At 59.9% G+C, this 20885-nt stretch carries 16 protein-coding genes; 14 read left to right on the forward strand and 2 right to left on the reverse strand.

The features are described from left to right. Positions 1-89: 89 nt before the first annotated feature. On the reverse strand, positions 90-2258 hold the full coding sequence (locus VGN12_03705) for an alginate lyase family protein (GenBank protein HEY4308537.1): 2169 nt from the start codon (positions 2256-2258) through the stop codon (positions 90-92). Between the two features lie 712 nt (positions 2259-2970). On the opposite strand from VGN12_03705, the gene VGN12_03710 reads away from it, so the two are divergent. The 14 genes from VGN12_03710 to VGN12_03775 all read left to right on the forward strand — a co-directional run bounded on the left by VGN12_03710 (position 2971) and on the right by VGN12_03775 (position 19694). Beyond that, complete coding sequence (locus VGN12_03710) at positions 2971-3534, forward strand: transcription termination/antitermination NusG family protein (protein ID HEY4308538.1); 564 nt, start codon at positions 2971-2973, stop codon at positions 3532-3534. A gap of 163 nt (positions 3535-3697) precedes the next feature. Further along, positions 3698-4753 carry an N-acetylneuraminate synthase family protein gene (locus tag VGN12_03715; GenBank protein HEY4308539.1) on the forward strand — a complete coding sequence of 352 codons (1056 nt, stop codon included), beginning with the start codon at positions 3698-3700 and terminating at the stop codon, positions 4751-4753. Next, positions 4746-5912, forward strand: coding sequence for a UDP-N-acetylglucosamine 2-epimerase (neuC, locus tag VGN12_03720; GenBank protein HEY4308540.1), 1167 nt, complete (start codon positions 4746-4748; stop codon positions 5910-5912). The genes VGN12_03715 and neuC overlap by 8 nt, the downstream gene beginning before the upstream one ends. A gap of 18 nt (positions 5913-5930) precedes the next feature. Beyond that, on the forward strand, positions 5931-6653 hold the full coding sequence (locus VGN12_03725) for an acylneuraminate cytidylyltransferase family protein (GenBank protein ID HEY4308541.1): 723 nt from the start codon (positions 5931-5933) through the stop codon (positions 6651-6653). Further along, positions 6650-7606, forward strand: a complete 957-nt coding sequence (locus VGN12_03730; protein HEY4308542.1) for an NAD(P)-dependent oxidoreductase — start codon at positions 6650-6652, stop codon at positions 7604-7606. The genes VGN12_03725 and VGN12_03730 overlap by 4 nt, the downstream gene beginning before the upstream one ends. A gap of 70 nt (positions 7607-7676) precedes the next feature. Next, positions 7677-9050: an oligosaccharide flippase family protein gene (locus VGN12_03735; GenBank protein HEY4308543.1), complete on the forward strand. Its 1374-nt coding sequence runs from the start codon at positions 7677-7679 to the stop codon at positions 9048-9050. 228 nt (positions 9051-9278) lie between these two features. Continuing rightward, on the forward strand, positions 9279-10262 hold the full coding sequence (locus tag VGN12_03740) for a class I SAM-dependent methyltransferase (GenBank protein ID HEY4308544.1): 984 nt from the start codon (positions 9279-9281) through the stop codon (positions 10260-10262). A gap of 50 nt (positions 10263-10312) precedes the next feature. Continuing rightward, positions 10313-11764, forward strand: coding sequence for a hypothetical protein (locus VGN12_03745; protein HEY4308545.1), 1452 nt, complete (start codon positions 10313-10315; stop codon positions 11762-11764). A gap of 111 nt (positions 11765-11875) precedes the next feature. After that, positions 11876-12928 carry an NAD-dependent epimerase/dehydratase family protein gene (locus VGN12_03750; protein HEY4308546.1) on the forward strand — a complete coding sequence of 351 codons (1053 nt, stop codon included), beginning with the start codon at positions 11876-11878 and terminating at the stop codon, positions 12926-12928. Between the two features lie 65 nt (positions 12929-12993). Beyond that, positions 12994-14238, forward strand: coding sequence for a glycosyltransferase (locus VGN12_03755; GenBank protein HEY4308547.1), 1245 nt, complete (start codon positions 12994-12996; stop codon positions 14236-14238). A gap of 140 nt (positions 14239-14378) precedes the next feature. Next, positions 14379-15494, forward strand: a complete 1116-nt coding sequence (locus VGN12_03760) for a glycosyltransferase (GenBank protein HEY4308548.1) — start codon at positions 14379-14381, stop codon at positions 15492-15494. After that, a complete protein-coding gene (locus VGN12_03765) occupies positions 15469-16833 on the forward strand; it encodes an O-antigen ligase family protein (GenBank protein HEY4308549.1) in 1365 nt (454 codons plus the stop codon). Before VGN12_03760 ends, VGN12_03765 begins: the two co-directional genes overlap by 26 nt. Positions 16834-16945: 112 nt before the next feature. Beyond that, the gene (locus tag VGN12_03770) at positions 16946-18016 is read left to right on the forward strand and encodes an SGNH/GDSL hydrolase family protein (GenBank protein ID HEY4308550.1); all 1071 of its coding nucleotides are present in this window, start codon (positions 16946-16948) and stop codon (positions 18014-18016) included. 13 nt (positions 18017-18029) lie between these two features. Beyond that, entirely contained in the window at positions 18030-19694 is a 1665-nt protein-coding gene (locus tag VGN12_03775) for an MBOAT family O-acyltransferase (GenBank protein HEY4308551.1), read from the forward strand. 102 nt (positions 19695-19796) lie between these two features. Here VGN12_03775 and VGN12_03780 read toward each other — a convergent pair whose 3' ends face one another. Continuing rightward, complete coding sequence (locus VGN12_03780) at positions 19797-20756, reverse strand: class I SAM-dependent methyltransferase (GenBank protein ID HEY4308552.1); 960 nt, start codon at positions 20754-20756, stop codon at positions 19797-19799. Positions 20757-20885 lie beyond the last annotated feature (129 nt).

A 20885-nucleotide genomic window follows, 5' to 3' on the forward strand; every position in this document is an offset into this window, starting at 1 on the left:
AGCGACAGCTAGCCGATTGCCAGTAGCCGCAAATGCGGTGCAGCGACACCGAAATCGCCGCACAGATTCATCAGCGTTTCGCTGATCCTTCAGCTTGCGACGACCGCCCCTTGTGACAGCCGGGCGATCTCTTCTGCCAGGCCGCGATCCGCGACACCCGCGATCGACAGTCGCCCGTTAACGACCGGTCGACTCCCCTCGGCCAATCTGAGTCCTTGCCCGGTGGGGCCGACGATCGTCACGAGTCTGACGGGCAGCGTGCCGTTCCCTCGGGCCACTAATGTCGGCACCGGCACGCGCTCGGCGTAGTATTCCGACTCCCACCCCTCGGCTTGGTCCCCTTCGACGCCGCGGCACAAGTCGATCTTAAAACCGTCGGGCAAATGCAAGGCTATCGACAACTCCTGCCCTCGGGACGTTGCCCGCCATGAGTCGTTCTCGCGTTGCCAGTCGAGTGAAGCGAGCCTCCAGCGCAACGCTAGTTCATGGCTGCCCGACCCCAACAAGTCGTCAACGATGAGATAGGAGTCAACCACGCGCAAGATCGACCGACGATGCACCACCCGTCCCGGCAGACGGCGATAGCCGTAATGCTCGCCAGAGATGAACGTCGCCCGGCCATCCAGCGAGAATGCATAGGCCAGGTGTCGGGACTGTATCCAGCGAAACCACAGGAAGGCCGGCCCGCGCACCATCTGGTCCTGGCCATCAACCTCGACGGTGTTATGACCGGCCGTGGATTCGAAAAAATGTTGCCACGGTGGATCGCTGTAATATTTATAGCTGCCGCCATCGCGCAGCACGTTCAGGCCGTCGTACCAAAGATCGACGTGCAGCATGTCGGCCTGCGCAGGTCGATCGCGATAAGCGTGAATCCGGGTTAGCAACCACGAACGTGGCCCGCTCGTGACGTAATAGCCCCCTTGCGGCGCCTCGAAATGAGCCGGCCGCTTCGCCTTGGATGGCCCGTTCGTAGCGGCGACCGGCGCGGTCATCGACTCGGGCCCGCAGAGCCACAGCATCTGCTCGTCCCATGGACCTGGCGGAAAGGCCCGCGTGCCGTGCAAGGTGTAATGCATGGCCTGCGCAACCGGCCGATAGTCGGTGTAATCGCAAGTGCTCAGCGGCAGCATGATGGCGCCGTCGTTAGCGCCGTAGTTCGGCGCTTGCCCCGTGCTGGGCTCGATCATGACCAATAGCCAGTCGAGCGATTTAGCGAGCGGTGCGCGTACTTCCGGCAGTCGATCGCCGTGCAATCTGCCGAGATGGATGGCCCACAGCAGATCGTCCAGCATCACGCGGTGGTAATTCATGCTGTGCTGCACGTACGAACCGTCGGGCTGGATCTGCCGAGCCACCTCTTCGCAGATCACGCGCCGTCCCCATTCGCGCCATGAGTTGGCCCGGCGCAACTCGGGGAACATCAACCCTAATGTCCACAGGCCGATGGCCTCGCTGATCGCGTGGTTGTTCTTCTGGCTGCGGGCATAGACGATATTGTCCTCGATGATTCGGCCCGTCAGGTACGCCAATTCCGTCAGCCGATGGTAAGACTCGGCCTTCGCGCCGGGCGCATCGACGAACGCGCACGCCGCGAATACCCACGACAACAGCCGAACGGTCGACTCCTGTCCGCAAACCCATTGCACGCTGGCGGCGAAGGGGTTTTGCCGGTCCCAGTCCGCGACCATTTGCCAAAACAACTCGGCGGCCGGTGACGCCGGATTGCGCGCGCTATCCCGCGCCAGTAGTAGCGCAGTCTGGAAGCGGGCCGGTTCCCAAGCGCACTTCATATCCGCGCGGCGGGGATCGAATTGCCGGTAGTCGCGCCGCGTCTCTCCCGCCGGCCACGGCACGTCATGCAGCGGGTCGCGAGTGAAATCGATCGGCCAACCGACTTTCGTCCGGTGATGATGAAAGAGCAGCATCTCGCCGCGTGGCAACGATTCGACCCACGTCCCGACGCGCTCTTGCCACAGCGCATCATCCGCGACCTCGTGTAACGCGGGCCGCAGTCGCGGGATCTGCGTCGGGCCGATAAAGAATCGCTCGGCGCGACGTCGCCAGTTCGCCAGCGCCATGTCCGGCGTGTAGCCAGCGACCATTTCGCGTTCAAAATGTCCGTCGCCGAGTTCGTGCTTCAGCCGGTCGCTGCTATCCAGCCCAAACCGTCCTTTGAGGACGTGCCAGGTGCGGCGCGGAACATTCTCCCAGCCAACGGCGCGCACCAGCCAGTACATTCGGGCCAATCGATTCATGCCGGACGTTGCTCACGATTGTTACGTGTACACCGCGCACGATGGCCGCGGCTCGAATCGGAAAAGGCCGCCAAGCTGGGCGACCTGCGCAGACTCATTTGGTCGCTCGCAACGCCCGCGAAGGAGCGTCTCAATCCCCTCTGTAGAGGCTGCGGCCGGTCAATCGTCTTGCGCGCAAAATGCGGCCACGACGAGGCCTTACGACGGCATGGAAGAGCCGTGCGGACCATCGACAACGTTGTTTCAGATGTGTAGTCTAAAAGCTGGAAATCTAACACTTCATGCTGCCTGCAAACTACCGGTCTCGGCGGTCGATTCTCAGCCCGAACCCTGATCCATTCAGGGGCACCGGGGAGTACCGGAAACACGGCGACGTCCGAGTCGGTAATCTAAGCTACCATTGTAGTTCGCGCACTGCGCGAAGCCGCGGCCGGGGTCAGCAATGGCCACCAATGACCGCGTCGAAATAGCGTGTACGAAAAGAGCGATGATCAATTTTTTTAGGGGACGAGTGTCACCCACGGGAACGGAGTGCGCGCCCACGACCTCGCGTCTGATCCAGCTCCCACGACGCCCAATTCTCGACGACTGATCGCGCTTCGTCCAGCCCATGCTTCCTTGGACCGTACAAATCGGTAATTGCGGATAGCTTCGCCGGTCGAATCGTCGGACCCGACGAATTGACTCCCCGAGTAATTGTGAAAAGCCACTAATGCCGATCCTGGCTCCTGAACTAAGCCTGTACCCTGCTGATCTGTTCGACCGCGTCGACGCGGCCGCCGACGCCGACGCGCGTTGGTGGGCCCTGTACAGCCTGCCACGTCAGGAAAAGCAGTTGATGCGCCGACTGCACGTCCAGGACACTTCGTTCTATGCCCCCGTCGTGGCGAAGCGCAGCCGGGCCCCCTCGGGCCGGGTGCGCGTCTCGCATGTTCCGCTGTTCGGCGGTTACGTGTTCCTATACGGCAATGGTGCCCAGCGCCATACGGCGATGACGACCAATTGTGTCTCGCGCTGCCTGGAAGTCGCCGACGGCAAAGAGCTGACTCGCGACCTGCGCGCGATTCACAAGCTAATCGCCTCGGGCGAGCCGCTAACCGCCGAGGCACGGCTCGAAGCCGGCCAGGCCGTTCGCATTCGCTCGGGCGCCCTTGCGGGGATGGAAGGCGTCGTCATTCGCCGCGCGAACGAAACACGGCTGCTGGTTGCGGTGAATTTTTTGCAGCGAGGCGCTTCGGTGCTGGTGGATGATTGCCAGCTCGAGCAGTTGGTGTGATAAGCGCACCCGCCGATTAGCTCGCTGATCAGGATCGGTCGGCGGCACACAACACCCTTGTAGAACAAAACCCAAGCTGCCGGCACGCAGGATTCGTGCAGAGCGAGCCAATTCTCAATAACGAAGACCGGCCGTCATTACGCGTCGGAAACTCGCCCAGCAAGTGCCGCACTCCCCTTCGACATTCCTCATAGGCGACACGCCCGTCGGCGCCGGTCATCCGGCCTTTCTGATCGCCGAGATCGGGCAAGCCCACGACGGTAGCCTGGGCACAGCGCACGCCTATATTGACGCCGTGGCGCGGACGGGCGCGAATGCCGTCAAGTTTCAGACGCACATCGCGGCTGCCGAATCGACGCCATCCGAGCAATTCCGCGTCAAGTTCTCGCCACAGGACGCGACGCGTTATGACTATTGGAAGCGGATGGAGTTTACGGCCGACCAATGGCACGGCCTGGCCCGACATGCGGCCGACCGTGGTTTAATCTTCCTTTCGTCGGCCTTCTCGCTAGAAGCGGTCGAACTGCTGGATCGCCTCGAGATGGCGGCTTGGAAAGTCGGCGCCGGCGAAGTTGGCAGTTTGCCGATGCTCGAAAGGATGGCCAAAACCCGACGCCCCGTTCTGCTGTCGAGCGGGCTATCCTCGTGGGCCGACATGGACGCCGCTGTGGAATGCGTGACACAGCAGGGTGCGCCAGCGGCCGTGCTGCAATGCACGACGGCCTACCCCTGCCCGCCGGAAAAGACCGGGCTGAACGTTATCGAAGAGTTGCGGACCCGCTACGGCTGCCCCGCTGGTCTGTCGGATCATTCTGGCAAGATTTACGCCGGGCTGTCCGCGATCACGCTGGGAGCTAACCTGATCGAAGTGCATGTTGTCTTCTCGCGCGAGTGCTTCGGCCCTGACGTCCCGGCCTCGTTGACGACCGACGAGTTGCGCCAGTTGGTCGACGGGACCCGCTTCATCGAGACAGCGCTGGCCCACCCGATCGACAAGGAATCGATGGCCAACGATTTGGCCGGGCTACGGCGCACCTTTGGCAAGAGCGTCGTGGCTGCCCGCGCTTTACCGGCCGGCTACCGCATCACAGCCGAAGACATTGCCTTCAAGAAACCAGGTACTGGCATACCCGCCAGTCGCTTTCAAAGCGTGATTGGAACGACCACGAAACGCCCCATTGCGGCCGACACGCTTTTGTCGGAGGACGATTTTGAGTAACGCCCAGCGACGTAAAGTCTGCGTTGTGCTCGTCGACCGTGCCAATTACGGCCGGTTGAAGCCGGTCATGCACGCCATTGCCGAACACCCCGACCTGCAGTTGCAGGTTGTTTGTTCCGGCACCATGGTGCTCGAACGGTTCCAGCAACCGGTCGAGGTCGTGCGTGCCGATGGCTTTCATGTCGACGGCGAAGTCTACATGGAACTGGAAGGCTCGACGCCCACGACGATGGCCAAGAGTGTCGGCTTCGGTATGGTGGAATTCTCCAGCGAATTCCAACGATTGAAGCCTGACGTGGTGTTGATGATCGGCGACCGGTACGAAGCCCTGGCCGCCACGATCGCCGCGGCCTACATGAATCTGTGCATCGTGCATATCCAGGGGGGCGAAGTGTCGGGCTCGATCGACGAAAGCGCCCGCCACGCCATCAGCAAGTTCGCCCACTTCCACTTCCCAAGTACGAAGCGTTCGGCCGAATACCTGGTGCGCATGGGTGAGCGGCCCGATACGATCCTCGGCACGGGCTGCCCTTCGAGCGATATTGCCCGCACGCTGGACCGCACGCTCGATCCGGCGATCGTGAACTCGCGCGGCGGTGGTGCCACGATCGACGTGACGAAACCGTTCTTCCTGGTCCTGTTTCATCCCACAACCACTGAATTCGGTGGCGAGCGGGCGCAGATGGAAGCCCTGCTGACGGCGCTCGATCGGCTACAGACGCAGACCGTGCTTTTGTGGCCTAATATCGACGCCGGCTCGGACCATATCAGCAAGGCGATTCGCGTCTTCCGCGAGAAACGCAGCACGACCTGGATGCGAACGCTGACGAACCTGACGCCGGAAAAATATCTGAAAGTGTTGTCCAACACAGCGTGCGCTATCGGCAACTCGAGCAGCTTCGTCCGTGACGCCGGTTACTTCGGCACGCCGGTCGTGCTCGTCGGCCACCGGCAGGAAGGGCGCGAACACGACGGCCACGTGGCACCGACCGATCCGACGCCGGACGCCATCGAGGCCGCGCTGCGTAAGCATCTGGCCCACGGCCGGTACGCCCCCAGCACACTGTACGGCGACGGGCATGTGTCGGAGCGGATCGCGACCGGCTTGGCTTCGTTGAAGCCCTATGTGCAAAAGCGATTGCATTTCATCTACGACTAACGGCAGACCACACGCTAAATGTTACGAGTCCTGGGCATCGTGACGGCGCGCGGCGGATCCAAGGGGATCCCGCGCAAAAACACCACGCGCGTCGCTGGTAAGCCGCTGATCGCTTACACGGCCGATGCTGCGCACGCATCGCAACATTTGGCGCGGGTCGTTCTTTCCACTGACGATGACGAAATCGCCCAGGTAGGACGCGACCTCGGCCTGGAAGTTCCCTTCATGCGGCCAGCCGAGTTGGCCAAAGACGACACGCCCTCGCTGCCGGTCGTGCAGGATGTGGTGCGACGCTTGGAAGCGGCCGGTGACCATTTCGACGCGATCTTCACGCTGCAACCAACAAACCCCCTGCGGCTGCCCTCGGATATCGATGGCGCGATCGAACTGCTCGATCGTACCGGCGCCGATTCCGTAATTTCATTCGTCGACGTCGGCGAGCGACATCCGGCACGCATGAAGTTCGTCACCCCCGAAGGACGAGTGCAGGATCCACCGTTTGCCGAATCGTTCGAAGGACAACGCCGCCAGGACCTGCAAAAACTCTATCTGCGCGACGGCTCGGTTTACGTCACGCGTCGTGACGTGCTGATGAATCAGAATTCCTTCAAAGGGACCGACTGCCGTGCCTGGCTGATGCCGCCCGAGCGGTCGTGCAACGTCGACGTGCCGTTCGATTTGTTCCTTGTCGAGTGCTTGTTGCAATATCACGCGGCGCACGCCGGGAGCGAAGCGGGTTGAAAATCCTCATCGCCGAGTCGAGTGGTTTTTCCCCCGTTGCCTTGCGAACCTTGCGGAGCGTGGCCGAAGTTGTTGAAGCGGACCTCGATCGGGCCTCGCTTCTGGCCGCTTGCCGTGACGTCGACGTGCTGTGGGTACGATTGCGAAATCACATTGATGCTGAAATCTTCGACGCTGCACCAAAATTAAAGATCGTCGTGACGCCGACCACGGGGCTGAATCATATCGATCAGGCCGAGGCTGCCCGACGCGGCATTCAGATCGTTTCGCTGCGTGGCGAGGTCGATTTCCTGAAGGATGTACGCGCCACTGCCGAGCTGACGGTGTCGCTGTTGTTGGCACTTTTGCGCCAGGTCCCGTCGGCTGCCGCGGACGTGCGGGATGGAAATTGGGACCGCGACGCGTTTCAAGGACGCGAGCTGTATGGCAAGACCGCCGGCATCGTCGGTTACGGCCGGCTGGGACATATCGTCGCCCGCTATTTGCAGGCCTTTGACATGCGTGTGCTGGTCACGGATCCGGATGTCGATCCCGAGGACATTGCCCCTGGATTAACGAAGGTGCCGCTAGCAAAGCTGCTGCGGGAAGCGGACATTGTTTCGCTGCACGTGAATCTGTGCGACGATACCTACGGCTTCTTCGGTCGCAGCGAGTTCGAGAGCATGCGGCCCGGCGCCTGGTTCATCAATACGGCCCGCGGCGAGCTGATCGACGAGCAGGCGCTGCTCGATGCCCTGGAGTCAGGCCGGTTGGCCGGCGCGGCGGTGGACGTTTTGTGCGACGAAAAATCGACGGGCATGGCGAGCCATCCGCTGGTCGAGTACGCCCGAACGCATCCGCAATTGATCATCACTCCGCACATCGGTGGCTGCACGGAAGAATCGATGGAAAAAACCGAACGGTTCCTAGCCGGTCGGTTAGCTGCGCAGTTGGCCACGAGCGCCACGAACTGACGTTCCACATTTCCTGGACAGTGTCGGACGCCGACCGACAAGAATAAAAACGGCAGAAGGAACGCCACGCTTGAGCAACGCCATCGCCTCGGCAGGAACTCCGCCCGCGGCAAAAGCGCCCAAGGTGTCGTCCGCGCGCAGCACGCTGAGCATATTCACCACACGCGTGGTCATGCTCCCGCTGACCATCGTGACCAGCATCCTGGTCGCGCGCGTGCTGGGTCCGAACGCCCGCGGTATTTACGGGTTTCTGGCGCTGATCGGTGGCTTCGCTTTGCCGATTCTGATGCTCGGCTCGGGGGCCTCGGCTACCTACTTCATCTCCAGCAAGCGTTTTCGTGCGGCGGATATCTTCGTGACCTGCATCACGATCGGCTTCTTGCAGGGTACGCTGGGTGCCTTGTTACTCGTAACCCTATGGGTGACAGGGCTGCTGGGTACCACAGCCAGCGCCACGCCGGCGTCGCTAATCATTCCTGCGCTGATCGCGCTGCCGCTACAGGGCGCAATCAACATGGGAACTCGTGTGGCGCTGGGGGATTCCTGGTTTGCACTTAACAATCGCGTCATGTTCGCGACGTCGCTATGCACCGGCCTCTCGATGTTGCTGCTGGTCGTGGTTTTGGGCTGGGGAGTTCAGGGGGCGGTGTTTGGAATCGTCGTCAATAATTCTCTGCTATTTACCGGCATTCTCATTGCCTCACTACGGCGCTATCGCCCAAGGTTTGCGCTGAATTGGACCTATCTGCGCGAGTCTTGGCAGTATGCCGTGAAAGCCTGGATTACGGATCTTGCAGTCACGACCAACTTACGATTGGACCAATGGGTCCTGGGAATGGCCAAGAACCCAGTCGTACTCGGCATCTACGGCCCAGCCGTGGTGATTTCTGAAATGTTATGGATGATCCCGGATTCGTTGGGCTTTGTGCTGTTCAACAAAATCGCCGCGGCGCGAAATCCCGAAGAACAGGCTGAGTTGATCGAACGTCTGAACCGGCTGATTTTCTGGATTATGGCCCTGGCCTGCGGTGCGCTCGCGCATTTTGGCCCCTTGGCTATTCGCCTGCTTTACGGAGCGAATTATGCCGCCAGTGCCGAGCCGCTGGCAATCCTGTTGGTCGGCACAGTCGCATTAACGATTTCGAAGATGCTGACCAAATATTTCGCCGGTACGGGCGCCCCGCATCACTCGGGCACGGCAGTCGTGGTAGGGGCTATCGTTGGATTCGCATTATACGCCCCCATGATCAGAATGTATGGCGCCGCCGGGGCTGCGATGGCACACTCGGCTTCTTACCTGGCAGCCGCCGTCACAAGCGTATTCATCTATCGCCGCTTAGTTGCGCCGCGCCGCCCGAATCTGTTCGGACTGAAAATCTCGGATCTTTCATGGCTACGCGAGCAACTGCGCATGGTTCGCGCCCGACGGCACGCCGACGCTTGATTCATGCATTCCATGAACTTCTTCGTCTCTATGAAAGGTGTCTGATACGTGTCTCGGAGTTCTGCCTCATGTCGGTCATGCGCGATTGCTCAAATGCGGCTGGCGTGCGAGATCGGCAAAGACTTAATAGCGACGTACCAATATGTCAATCTTCTCGTGATTCTTAGGTAGGCAACGAATTGTCACACGGGCAGAGTTCTTCGCTGAAAAACTACAGGACCGCCAATCATGGCACGCTGCCACATTTGTCATAGCGATCAAACCCGCCCCATCTTCCAATCGCCCTTGGAGAGATTCACCAAAGCGATGGGACGTAGCGTCGGCGTCGATTACCACTATTGCGACAATTGCTCTGGATTGTTGCAGTACCCGATCTTCGACGAAGCGGAATATCAAAAATTCTATGAGAAGGTGCAGCGATCCGAGGAAGTCGGCTTTCGCTCGGACCAGGTGCCGGAAAGGCATCTTCGAAAGAAGCGTAATGACACCGAGTTCAAATGGAACCAATTGACCCTCTTGGACGTGGAATCACTGCTTCCCGGCAAGCGCATTTTCGAAATCGGGCCCGCCGAAGGAACGTTCCTGGCGGCCTTCCGTGACCGTGGTTACACCGCGCGCGGTGTCGAGCCGCTGATCCCCTATGCGAATTACGCGCGCGATGTCTTCAAGCTGGACGTAGAGAACGGTTATTTCGATGCAGAGTTTGCGGCACGGGAGAAGGCAGACATGGTAATCCTCGATAACGTCCTGGAACACCTGCTGACGCCCGGTGAGTCACTGCGACATATTCGCAATATGATCAGTGACAATGGCATCTTGTATGTCGCCGTTCCTTGTGCCGAAGTCGCTTCACCCACGAATGCAAATATTGCGCACATCACGCTGTGGACCCGCCGCGCTCTCGCGTTTCTGCTGAAGTGCTCTGGTTTTCATCCGCTGGCCATCGTTAAAGGGCGACCGCTGGGGATGCCCGCCGAATGGGTAAGTATCTCGCAGGCCTGCCTCGAACCACGACCGATCGAAACAGAAGTTCCGACCCTCTTCAAAGCCCCGACCTTCGTCGAACTGTCTACCCGATGGAACGACATGCTGGGGCGCTACGAAAGGGCTCGCGCGCGGTCTGAGAAATATGGTCCCGCCTATCCCTGGTTGGTTCGCCTTGCGCGTAATGTGCCGGGCGCGCGCGCATTGGCTCGCAAGTTCAACGTCTAGACGACCTGACCCGTTGATTCCCGTGGGAGCTTGCAATCTTGGTTTCCGCAATGTCACAGTTCGCTAAGTCGCCGCCCGACAGCGGCGCCCGCGGTCCGACGCTGCTGTTCAACATCACGCACGGCTTCCAGGCGCGGATGCTGCTGCGTTCCGAGATCGCCGAGGGCCTGCTGGCACGTGGGGCCCGGCTGGTCATCGTCTCGGGCGCCGCGCGCGAACCTTACTTCGTGAAAGAGTTCTCTCATCCGCAGATCTCGCTGGAGGAGATGCCGGAGAAATTCTCGAAGCTCGAGTCAAACTTGATCAACCTGCGGCAATATTTCTTGATGAATCCGTCGCTGGGCGCCACGTTGAATCACAAGAACGAGGCGTTTCGCCGCGAACGGCCGAGCCGGTACTGGTTCGCCCGCGCCGTGAATTCCGTGCTCGGCCGCATTCCGCCGCTGCGCCGTGCCTACCAGGCGGGAGAAGCGTTCGCCTATCCCGGCAGCGAATTCGACGAATTGCTCAAGCGCTACCAGCCGGATTTGGTGGTCACTGGCACGCCCGGATTGAATCGCAATGATATGCACTTGATGCGCGCCGCCCGGCGTGCTGGTATCGAGACCGCCACAGTCATGCTCTCGTGGGACAATCTCACTAGCAAAGGATACATGGGTGCCCGGCCAGATCATTTGCTCGTGTGGAGCGACTTGATGGCCGAGGAAGCGGAGCAGTATCACAACTTCCCGCGCGATCGCATTCAATGGAGCGGCGCGGCGCAGTTCGATTTATATCATGGTGTGCGCGAGCGCCTCGATCGCGAAGCATGGCGCAGACGGCATAACATTCCACCCGGCCGGCCGCTGATCGTGTATGGAACGATCAACCCGGCGATTCTGCCGCACGAAGGCAACGTCCTTCAGCAGATCGTTGATGCGTGCAAGTCGGATGCTTTCAGCGTGAAGCCCTACCTGTGGATTCGCTTACATCCGCAGGTGGTGCGTGGTTACTACAGCCGTTCGCTGGGACCGATAAAGGCGCTTGCTGGGCCGGATGTTTACATCGAAGAGCCGCCCGTGCAGTCCGAGAAACTTCCGTGGGACTTGCCAAAGAAGGACGCGATCCACTTGGCCGAATTGATGGCCGCCGCGGACATCCTGGTTACTACCAGCTCGACCTTGAGCATTGACGCGGCATGCGCGGGAACGCCGATCATCAATGTATTTTTCGACGGTGACACGCCCGTCCACCCCGCGCTTTCCGCGCAGCGTTTCATGTATTACACCCACTACGCCCATATCCTGAATACCGGCGGAATCGCCAAGTCGATGACCATCGACGATTTTATCCGCCAGGCCAAGACATACATCGAAAAGCCCGAGACCGACCACGCCGGACGAGAAAACATCCTGCGGCAACAGATGAATCGCCTGGACGGTCAGGCCGGCGTGCGCACTGCCGAGCAACTTTGGGAACTGGCCGTCCGCCGCAGCAATCGTGCGGCGAAAGACGAAAAATAACATCGGCAAGATCCCGCGAGTCTTCGCTGCAGCCCGTTCGGCTACCGCACCGCCAGACGCACCTTACAATAGCATCGCCCCTCTGACACGCCCTACGTTGAGAAGTATGCCATGCGCGTTCTCGTCACTGGCTCCAGCGGATTGATCGGCTCCGAGGCTGTGCGGTTCTTTGACCAACTCGGCTTCGATATATCGGGAGTCGACAACAACATGCGGGCCGATTTCTTCGGTCCTAAAGGGGACACCACCTGGAACCGCGACCAACTGGCGTCGCAATGCCGGAGGTTTCAGCACCACGAGCTCGATATCCGCGATCGTGCGGCGGTCGACGAGCTGCTGAAAAAAGGAAAATACGAGCTGATCGTCCATGCGGCCGCGCAGCCCAGCCATGACCTGGCTGCCCAGCGCCCGTTCGACGATTTCGACGTAAACGCCGTCGGCACGTTGAACATGCTCGAAGCATGCCGACGCCACTCGCCTGAGGCCGTGTTCATCCACATGAGCACCAACAAGGTGTATGGCGACGGGCCGAATTTCATCCAGCTCAAAGAGTTGGAAACTCGCTGGGATTACGCCGATCCACATTACGAGCACGGCATTGCCGAGGATTTTTCGATTGATCGCTGCCTGCATTCGCTGTTCGGCGCTTCGAAGGTGGCCGGCGACGTGCTGGCCCAGGAGTACGGCAAGTACTTCGGCATGAAGACCGGCGTCTTTCGCGGCGGCTGCCTGACCGGCCCTTCGCATTCCGGTGTCGAACTACACGGTTTCCTCAATTACCTGGTGCTCGTGGCTTTGGCCGAGCGGCCTTACACGATATTCGGCTACAAGGGAAAACAGGTTCGCGATCAGATTCACAGCCACGATGTGATCAACGCCTTCTGGAATTTCGCGCAGAATCCTCGCCCTGGCGAGGTCTACAACCTCGGCGGCGGCCGTGTCAACGCGGCCAGCGTGATCGAGTGCATCGACATGATCGAGAAGGCCAGCGGCAAGCGTCCCAAGATCACGTATAGCGATACGAATCGCATCGGCGATCATATCTGTTATTATTCGGACCTGCGTAAGCTGCGTGCGCACTATCCCCGCTGGGACCTGACGTACAGCCTGGACCAGATCGTAGCCGAGATGGTCGAATCCGTGCAGAAGCAGCAGCGAAACTAGCAGTGCATCCGCCCGTGGCGGCCCTGCCAATTTTGGCCGGTTAGAGTAGCAGCCCCTCGATCAACATGAGCAACCGCTCCAGCAGTACCGCGGCGCAAGCGCCCATCCCCAAAGAGTTCTCCGCGAAGCCTGGCAAGGAAGGCTGTTTACTAGTGACCTCGTGGTGCGTACCGCCAATCTTGAGCGGTTCGTCCGTGATCGTCGACGGCCTGTCCGAGCAGTTTGCCCGCGACGAAATGGTGATCATCGGCCAGAGATGGCGTTCGTTGGCTGATTATGACCGTCCAGCAACCCTGCCCGAGATCAAATACTTCGGCAGCGAGTGGACCTGGCCGCGCCGCGGCCAGAGGTTTGTGCGCTGGATGCGCTGGTTTACTTTGCCGGGACTGGTGCGGACTCTGACGCGCGTGGGGCGCGAGCGCAAAGTCCGCGCGATTCTCGCCGTTTTCCCGAACGAGTTCTTCCTGTTGGCTTCTTACCTGGCGGCCAAGCGGTTGGGCGTGCCGCTCTATCCGTATCTGCATAACACGTATAGCGAAAACCGCACCGGCTGGGCATTGCGCCTGGCCCAATGGCTCGAGCCGCGCATTTTTCATTCCTCGCCGGTCGTGTTTGTGATGAGCGAGGGCATGCGAGAACATTACGAAAAGATTCATTCAAACGTGCGTTTCGAGCCGCTGGTGCATACATTCAACACTCCGCTCCCCGAATTCGCGCCCGCACCACCGCCTGGGACACCTTTGAAGCTAGCCTTTCAGGGCAACCTGAACGAGTCGAATATCGACGCCGCCCGGCGGCTGGCCGCCATCGTGAACCGGCGAGAAGACTACATCTTGACCACTTACTCAGGTTCCCCCGACTGGTTCTTCGCCAAAGTCGGCGTGGCAGGGCCGCGCATCACGCACACGCGCGTCGCATCGAACAAGGTGATCGAGGCCCTCCAGCAGGCGGACATTCTGTTACTACCGCACGGCCTAACGGGCCGCTTGAGCCAAGTGGAATACGACACCATTTTTCCGACTCGCACGGTGCCAAACTTGCTGGCCATGCGGCCGATCCTGGCGCATACGCCGCCGAACTGCCACCTCACGCGCTGGCTCAAAGAACATGAATGCGCGGAGATCATCGACCAACCCGATTCCGACGCGCTCGAGCAAACCATCGAACGGCTGCGTCATGATTCGCACAGGCGAGAAACGTTGGTACGCAACGGTCTGGCCGCGGTCGAAATGTTTCAGGCCTCGATCGTGGCAGCCAAGTTGAAGCGGATCATCGCCGAAACCATGCCGGCTGCCAGCACGCGACTTTGAGAGAAAGAACATCGTTCAACGCGGGTTGAACCTTATGCACCATCGCGGTGCGAATACCATTCCGGCAGAAAGTTGGTCCCCTGATGCCGGTCGGTGCGTCGCCAGCAACTCGTCAAATTCATAGTTCGTCGTCCGTACGCATGCCGCCCAAACGTATTCTCTTTCTGATCAATACGCTCAGGACCGGCGGCTGGGAACGAGACGTGGCGATGATCTGCCGCCACATCGACCAGACGCGATTTCTGCCCGAGGTCTGGACATTACTCCCCGGAGGCGAAAACGAGCCGATTGTACGCGAAGCGGGCATCGTAGTACGCTGCCTGGAACGACGCCGCGCGGCCGATCCGTTCTTCAGCCTGCGCGTGGCTCGAGAGTTGGCGCGCTCGAATTTCGATCTATGGCATGCCTTTCTGCCATCGATTCTGTACTATGCCGCGTTTGCGCGAACGCTCCATCGCTCGAGCGCGCCCCTTTTGTATTCCGAGGGAACTATTGGGCTGTCCAGCCGCTGGCGCGGACCCCTTTTTCGGTGGGCCATCCACCGCCATTGTTCGATGTTCACGGCCAACTCGCGCTCTTCGCAGGCATTTCTAACGTCGCAGGGCGTGGCTCCCGAAAAAATCGCCATTATTCCCAACGGCCACGAGTTCACCCGCTTCCGCAATCCATTGGATCGACAGGCCTTACGTGATTCGCTGGGAATCACGCCGAACCAACGGCTGGCGATCACGGTGGGCCGCTTAACGGGCACGAAGCGCGTTAGCGACCTGATCGACGCGTTCGGCCGTTTGAGCCCCGATTATCCAGATTGGCGCCTGGCGATCGTGGGGGACGGCGAGGACCGCCAGCAGCTCGAAGCGCAGGTTCAGCAACAAAAACTGCAGGCCATAGTACAATTCCTTGGTACGCGCCGCGATGTACCGGAACTGTTACGCAGCGCCGACCTGTTCGTTTTTCCGTCAGAAATGGAAGGATTGCCCAATGCCGTGATCGAGGCCTCGCTGGCCAGCCTGCCGATCGTCGCCTGCGATATCGCGGCCCTGCGTGAGGTGATCGAAGACGGTCGTAACGGCACGCTGGTGCCGACTCGCGATGCTTTGTCCCTGGCCCGCGCGATGCGAGGATACATGGATGGCCGCGAGGTAGCCGAGCAACACGGCCAAACCGCCCGCGCGATCGCTGAGCAACGTTTCGCGATTGAAAACACCGTCGAACGACTCTACGAGCTGTATGAGCAAGTATTCAGCACCCATTAATCCGGCGATGGCCATGCAGCCCCCAATGGCATGGCGCCGCACGACGGCAAATGCGCGCGTGCCGGGAATTGCGCAGTGGACGTTCATCGCGTTCTTCTTGTTTACGCTGCTGAATTGCGTTCCACTGCTCCAGCATTCCCTCAAGACCCAGGGCCTCCCGATTCAGCCGGTGGCATTCGTCCTCACGGCCATGATCGTGATCCCCTTCGCGCGGGCAAAGCCCAGCAGTTCCTACTTTGTCGTCGCCTGGATCCTCTGGATTCTGTTCTCGATCGGTGGATTCCTGGGTCCGGATCGACTGGCCTCATTTGCGGACAAAGGTCTTTACCAGCTCATCATCAAGCTGTGGATCAGCCTGATCGGCCTGCCGATGTTCATGCTGCGCGCCATCAGCCGCGACAAGATCCCGTTGCTGGTCAGGTTGGCAGTGCTCGGCGTGGCGTCGGGAGGGCTCTTTTCGGTTGCTCAAATTGTTTTTCGCGCTCGGTTGGGAGCGTTTTCCGCCGAGATTGGACGCGGTGCCGGATACTGGGTCGATCCCAATAGTTGCTCGCACGCTTTGAGCTTCTTTTTGTTCTACTCCTATTTGTTTCCCTTCCGCACGAAAGCAGTGAATCTGGCCATTCGCGGCATCATGATCCTGGGAATTCTTGCGACGCTTTCACGCACCGGACTGGTGTTGCTTCCGATCGGCTTTCTCACGTACGCGATCGCGGCCAAGCGCGTGCGCATTTTGCTCCAGGCCGGCATCGCATTGGCGGTCGTCGCGATCGCGGCCAATATACTTGTCAACCTGTTGCAGCCGAAGTCGGGGGCCGGCTCATCGCTCGAAGGATATAAGAGCACACTCCGTCTCACTCGGTTCAGCAATATGCTGCAAGGAAAGATGGCGGCCGATGAAAAATCGACGAGCCTGGACCGCCTGATATTCTGGAATTACGGCTGGCAAGCCATCATGCGCGAGCCCATTCTCGGACGCGGCCATCGCTTCATGGATAGCGTCGTACCCATTGGCGACGGTCTGGGGCCACACAATTATTACCTGTTCATATGGGGTAATTCGGGGCTCTTTGCGTTTCTCGCGTTTTTGACGTTCTTGTTCACGCTGGTTCGCATGTCCAGGCAGTGTACCGACCCTACGGCCAAACCCGTCATGCTGGCGATCACCGCGATGCTGATATCGATTGCCTTCGTGGATCATGCCTTGATGAACGTGCAATTCCTGGGATGCGTTCTGGCCATCATGGTATCACTGCACTACTACAATCGGCCGCAGAAACGTTCTTTTCAGCAGTTGCCACAGGTTCCGAACGTAGTTCCTCGCCCGCGAGGGGCCTGATTTTCGCGCACCTCGATGATTGCGCGGCAGCAAGCCCGTTCGCTGCCGGCCATCGTGGTTCCCTCACCTACCGCGGACGCCCATCCGTTACGCTCGCAAGAACTCCTTCCGCATGACCACCATCGAAGAGCCTCCTGCAAAGACCGCGGCTTCTTCCGAGCCGTCGCCGTCGGTTTTGCGCCCGATTGCTCGCATGATCTTGTTGCCTGCGCTGGGGGCACTACTGGGATTCGTGCTGCTCGAGAAAGTCCTGTTGCCGATCATCGGGGTGGGCAGCGTCGAGCGGATCGTGCAACTTGGCCAGCATCTGGACGAACCACTGAGCCCGGCCCCGACCGTGGCCTTGCTCGGCAATTCGATCACGCGTGAAGGGATTGATACGCGCTTGCTGGCCGAAAGTGCGCCGGCCGGCTGGCACGCCCAGAATCTTGCCATCAGTGGCTGCTCGATCAACGAAATGCGCGTGCAACTTCCAAAGGTGCTCGCGGCGCGCCCGGCGGCCGTTGCCATCGGCCTGCGTCCCGAAGACCTGGGCCGGACTGATGACATGGACCTGGATAAGGCGTTTGCCTATGCCAAGGGGGGCTTCGTTACTGCCTGGCCCATGGACTGGACTCGCGCCGATTTCCCCGGCATCAGCGTCGAGGCATACGAGGCACTCCGCTCGACGCCGCTCGCCCAGGACATGCACTTTCGCACCGCTCTTTTGAACATGATCAATCAAGAGGTGCGGCTGCGGTTCCGCCGTGGCTTGCGTCGCGTGGCGCCGGACAACTGGACCGATCCCTACGAGATGGCCTTCAACGTGCGCGACAACCGTCTCGAACGGCACCTGGAGTCCACGCTGCACGATATGCGTGAATTGCTCAAGGAGGAACGCACGGGCGCCACATTAATCGAAAAGATGGCCACCGAGATTCACGAAGCCGGCGCCATACCAATTCTGATCATTCTCCCCATGCATCCCGCGTTTGGGGACGACATGCTGCAGCCGGTCACCGACCTACGTGCTCTCACGGCACGCCTGGCCAGCGAACGATCAGGACTGGTGGTCGATGCCTTGGACGTATTGTCGGCCAACGAATTCGCCGACGCGCTCCATCCCAACGCCGAGGGGCGCGAGGTCTACAGCCGGTTTGTCGGCCACGCCCTCGAGCCGTTAGCCACAACTTCGAAGAAATAGGCCGCCCCCAGGCATGCTCTTTCAGACCTACGAATTCCTGATCCTGATGCTGGTCGTGCTGGCTGGCATCGTCATCTTGCGCCAGGCCCGCGCGCAGCACTGGATGCTGCTCGTGGCGAGCTATGTCTTCTATGCCTGGTGGGACGTGCGTTTTCTGATCCTGCTGCTGTTGACGTCGATGATCGACTTCTCGGCGGCATTGGGCATTTATGGCGTTCAACTGAGCTGGCGTGAGCGAATCCGTCTGAGCGTCTTGCTCATCGTCGGAGCGTATTTAACACTGGGCCTGAATTGGCCGGCGGTGCAAGGCGGACAGACGCAGCTCACCGTGGCCGAGTTTTTCCAACCCGGCTGGGCCCACGCCCCGCAGGCGATCGCCGTGATCGCGGCTTTCGCTGTAATCGGACCGATGGTTTATAGCCTGTACTTCAGGCTCTCGGAAAACGGACGCCGCAATGCCTTCCTCGCGACCAGCATGATCGCGAACCTGGTCATTCTGGGCTTCTTCAAATACTTCAACTTCTTCAGCGACAACCTAGTCGGACTGGGCCATATCCTGGGTTTCAACTGGACCCCGCCAGCCCTGGATGTCGCTTTGCCCGTGGGCATCAGCTTCTACACCTTCGTCACGATGAGCTACGGCATCGACGCCTATCGTGGTGACATCGTGCCCGAGCGATCGTTTCTGCGCATGGCGCTCTTCGTCTCGTACTTTCCGCACCTGGTGGCCGGCCCGATTATCCGGCCCGAACAATTGCTGCCCACGTTGCATGAGCCGTGGAAACTGTCCCCCGAGCGACTGTTGAGCGGTTTTCACCTAACGGCCGTCGGGATGGTCAAGAAGGTGCTGATCGCCGATTCGATCGCACCTCTGGTCGAAGTGATCCTGGGGCACCCCGCGGGGCAACCGAGCTTGCTCATCTGGATCGGCACGGCGCTGTTTGCCGTGCAGATTTATTGCGACTTCTCCGGCTATACCGATGTGGCCCGCGGCGTCAGTCGCATGGTCGGCGTCGAGTTGCCGCTGAACTTCAATTTCCCGTACTTCAGCACGTCGATCATCGAATTCTGGCGCCGCTGGCACATCAGCCTGTCGAGCTGGCTGCGCGACTATCTTTACATCCCGCTCGGGGGCGGTCGGGCCAGCTTGCCGCGAATCTATTTCAATCTGCTCACGACAATGGTGCTTGGCGGATTGTGGCACGGGGCCAGTTGGAACTTTGTCATGTGGGGCACCTATCAGGGGCTGCTGTTGTGCATCAATCGGTTCTTTAACGAATACAAGGCAACGAGCGCCAAGCTCACCGCGCTATTCGAACGCCCCGGCATGAAGGTCGTATGCTGGGTCGTGACCATGTACTTCGTGCTGTTGGGCTGGCTGATCTTTCGCGTCACCAACTTGCACGATTTGCTGTATGCGATGCGGGCGTTTGTGCTCTTTGATGGGCAAATGAATCTGACCAGCCTGGGACTCGGGCTTGGCACGCCCGTTATCGCGCTATTGGCGTTCTTGGTTTTCGTCGTGTTGCACACGTCGAGCTATTTCGCCATCCGCTGGTCAGAATTGCTCGACCGGCTGCCCAGCCCCGCTCTCACCGCGGCCTACGTGCTGCTGGGGCTGCTGTTCTTCATCGCGTGGCCATCGCAGAACGCGCCGTTCATCTACTTCCAGTTCTAAACGAACGGGAAGCTTCTAAACCGCGCACCTCTTCGCGCGCATTGCCATAGCTCGATGCAAACGAACAGCCGGCGCGATCGCGCTCAGTTTCGCGTTTGAGCGCTACGTCGAGCCGACGGGATCGAGCTTCTCCGCCGCTTGCGGCCGGCGGGCAACGATCGCCATTCCGCGTGCGGGCGTACGACGAATGTCGACCAGCCCCGACTCGGTCATGGCGCGGCGAACGTCCGGTTCGCGCTGCCACTGGTCGTACATCGGCCCGTACCAATCGAATGTATCCATGACGCTGTATTCCCATTGGCGTCGCAGGTTACCTCGCCCGCGAACATGGCGCGTCGCGTAGGGCAGGAAGACGCTCAAGCGCTCGCCGAAGCGTCCCATCCAGGAAAGGATCCAGCCGATGGGAAAGAACAATGTCGTAAGCATGCGCGACATCAGCAGCTTGCTTTTGTTCGACAACCGCGGCACGCCCAACTGCCGGATAATTACGCGTGGAATGACCGGCTTGAATAGTCCGTACAAGCCACCGTCCTCGTAGATCCAGGTCGCCAGCGAACCGCCCGGTTTGAGAAACTGCGATAAGTGCCGGATGCCGCCCAGCGGATCGGGCGTATGCTGAAGGACTCCCAGCGAATAGATGCCGTCGAAGACGCCCGGCTTGAAAGGGAGATCGAGTAGACTCGCCTTGAGCAGCAAATAGTTCTCGGGCGGAAATCGCGAGATCGTCTTCTTGCAGGCGTAGATCGCCTCCGAGATGTCGATCGCCACCACACGGGCGCCCGCTTCGAGGGCGATCTCGGTGAATCGTCCGGCGCCGCAGCCCGCGTCGAGTAAGACCTTTCCCTTCAGGTCGCTTTTTTTCCAACCGGTCTCGGCATAGAAGCGATCGTTTGATTCGGTATCGCCGGAGACCGAATCAATCTGCATTTCGCGAAACTGGTTCCACTGCTGGCCGAAATTGTCGCAATAATCCTCGTCGTCCGGCACGTACACCAACACGCCATCCTTGCGCGAAACAGGGGCTTTTGCAAGCACGCTCTCCAGCGAATCAACCTCACTCATGGACCGGCCCCCCCGAGGACAATTTCAACGTTATCCAGCAACCAAATCTAATCAAATAATCAAGAATTATACTTTGCATTGATACGGATGCTATCACGCGGCGTTACATGTTCGTAAGCTGAAATCCGA

Source organism: Pirellulales bacterium (assembly GCA_036499395.1).
In the GTDB taxonomy this organism is placed as follows: domain Bacteria; phylum Planctomycetota; class Planctomycetia; order Pirellulales; family JACPPG01; genus JACPPG01.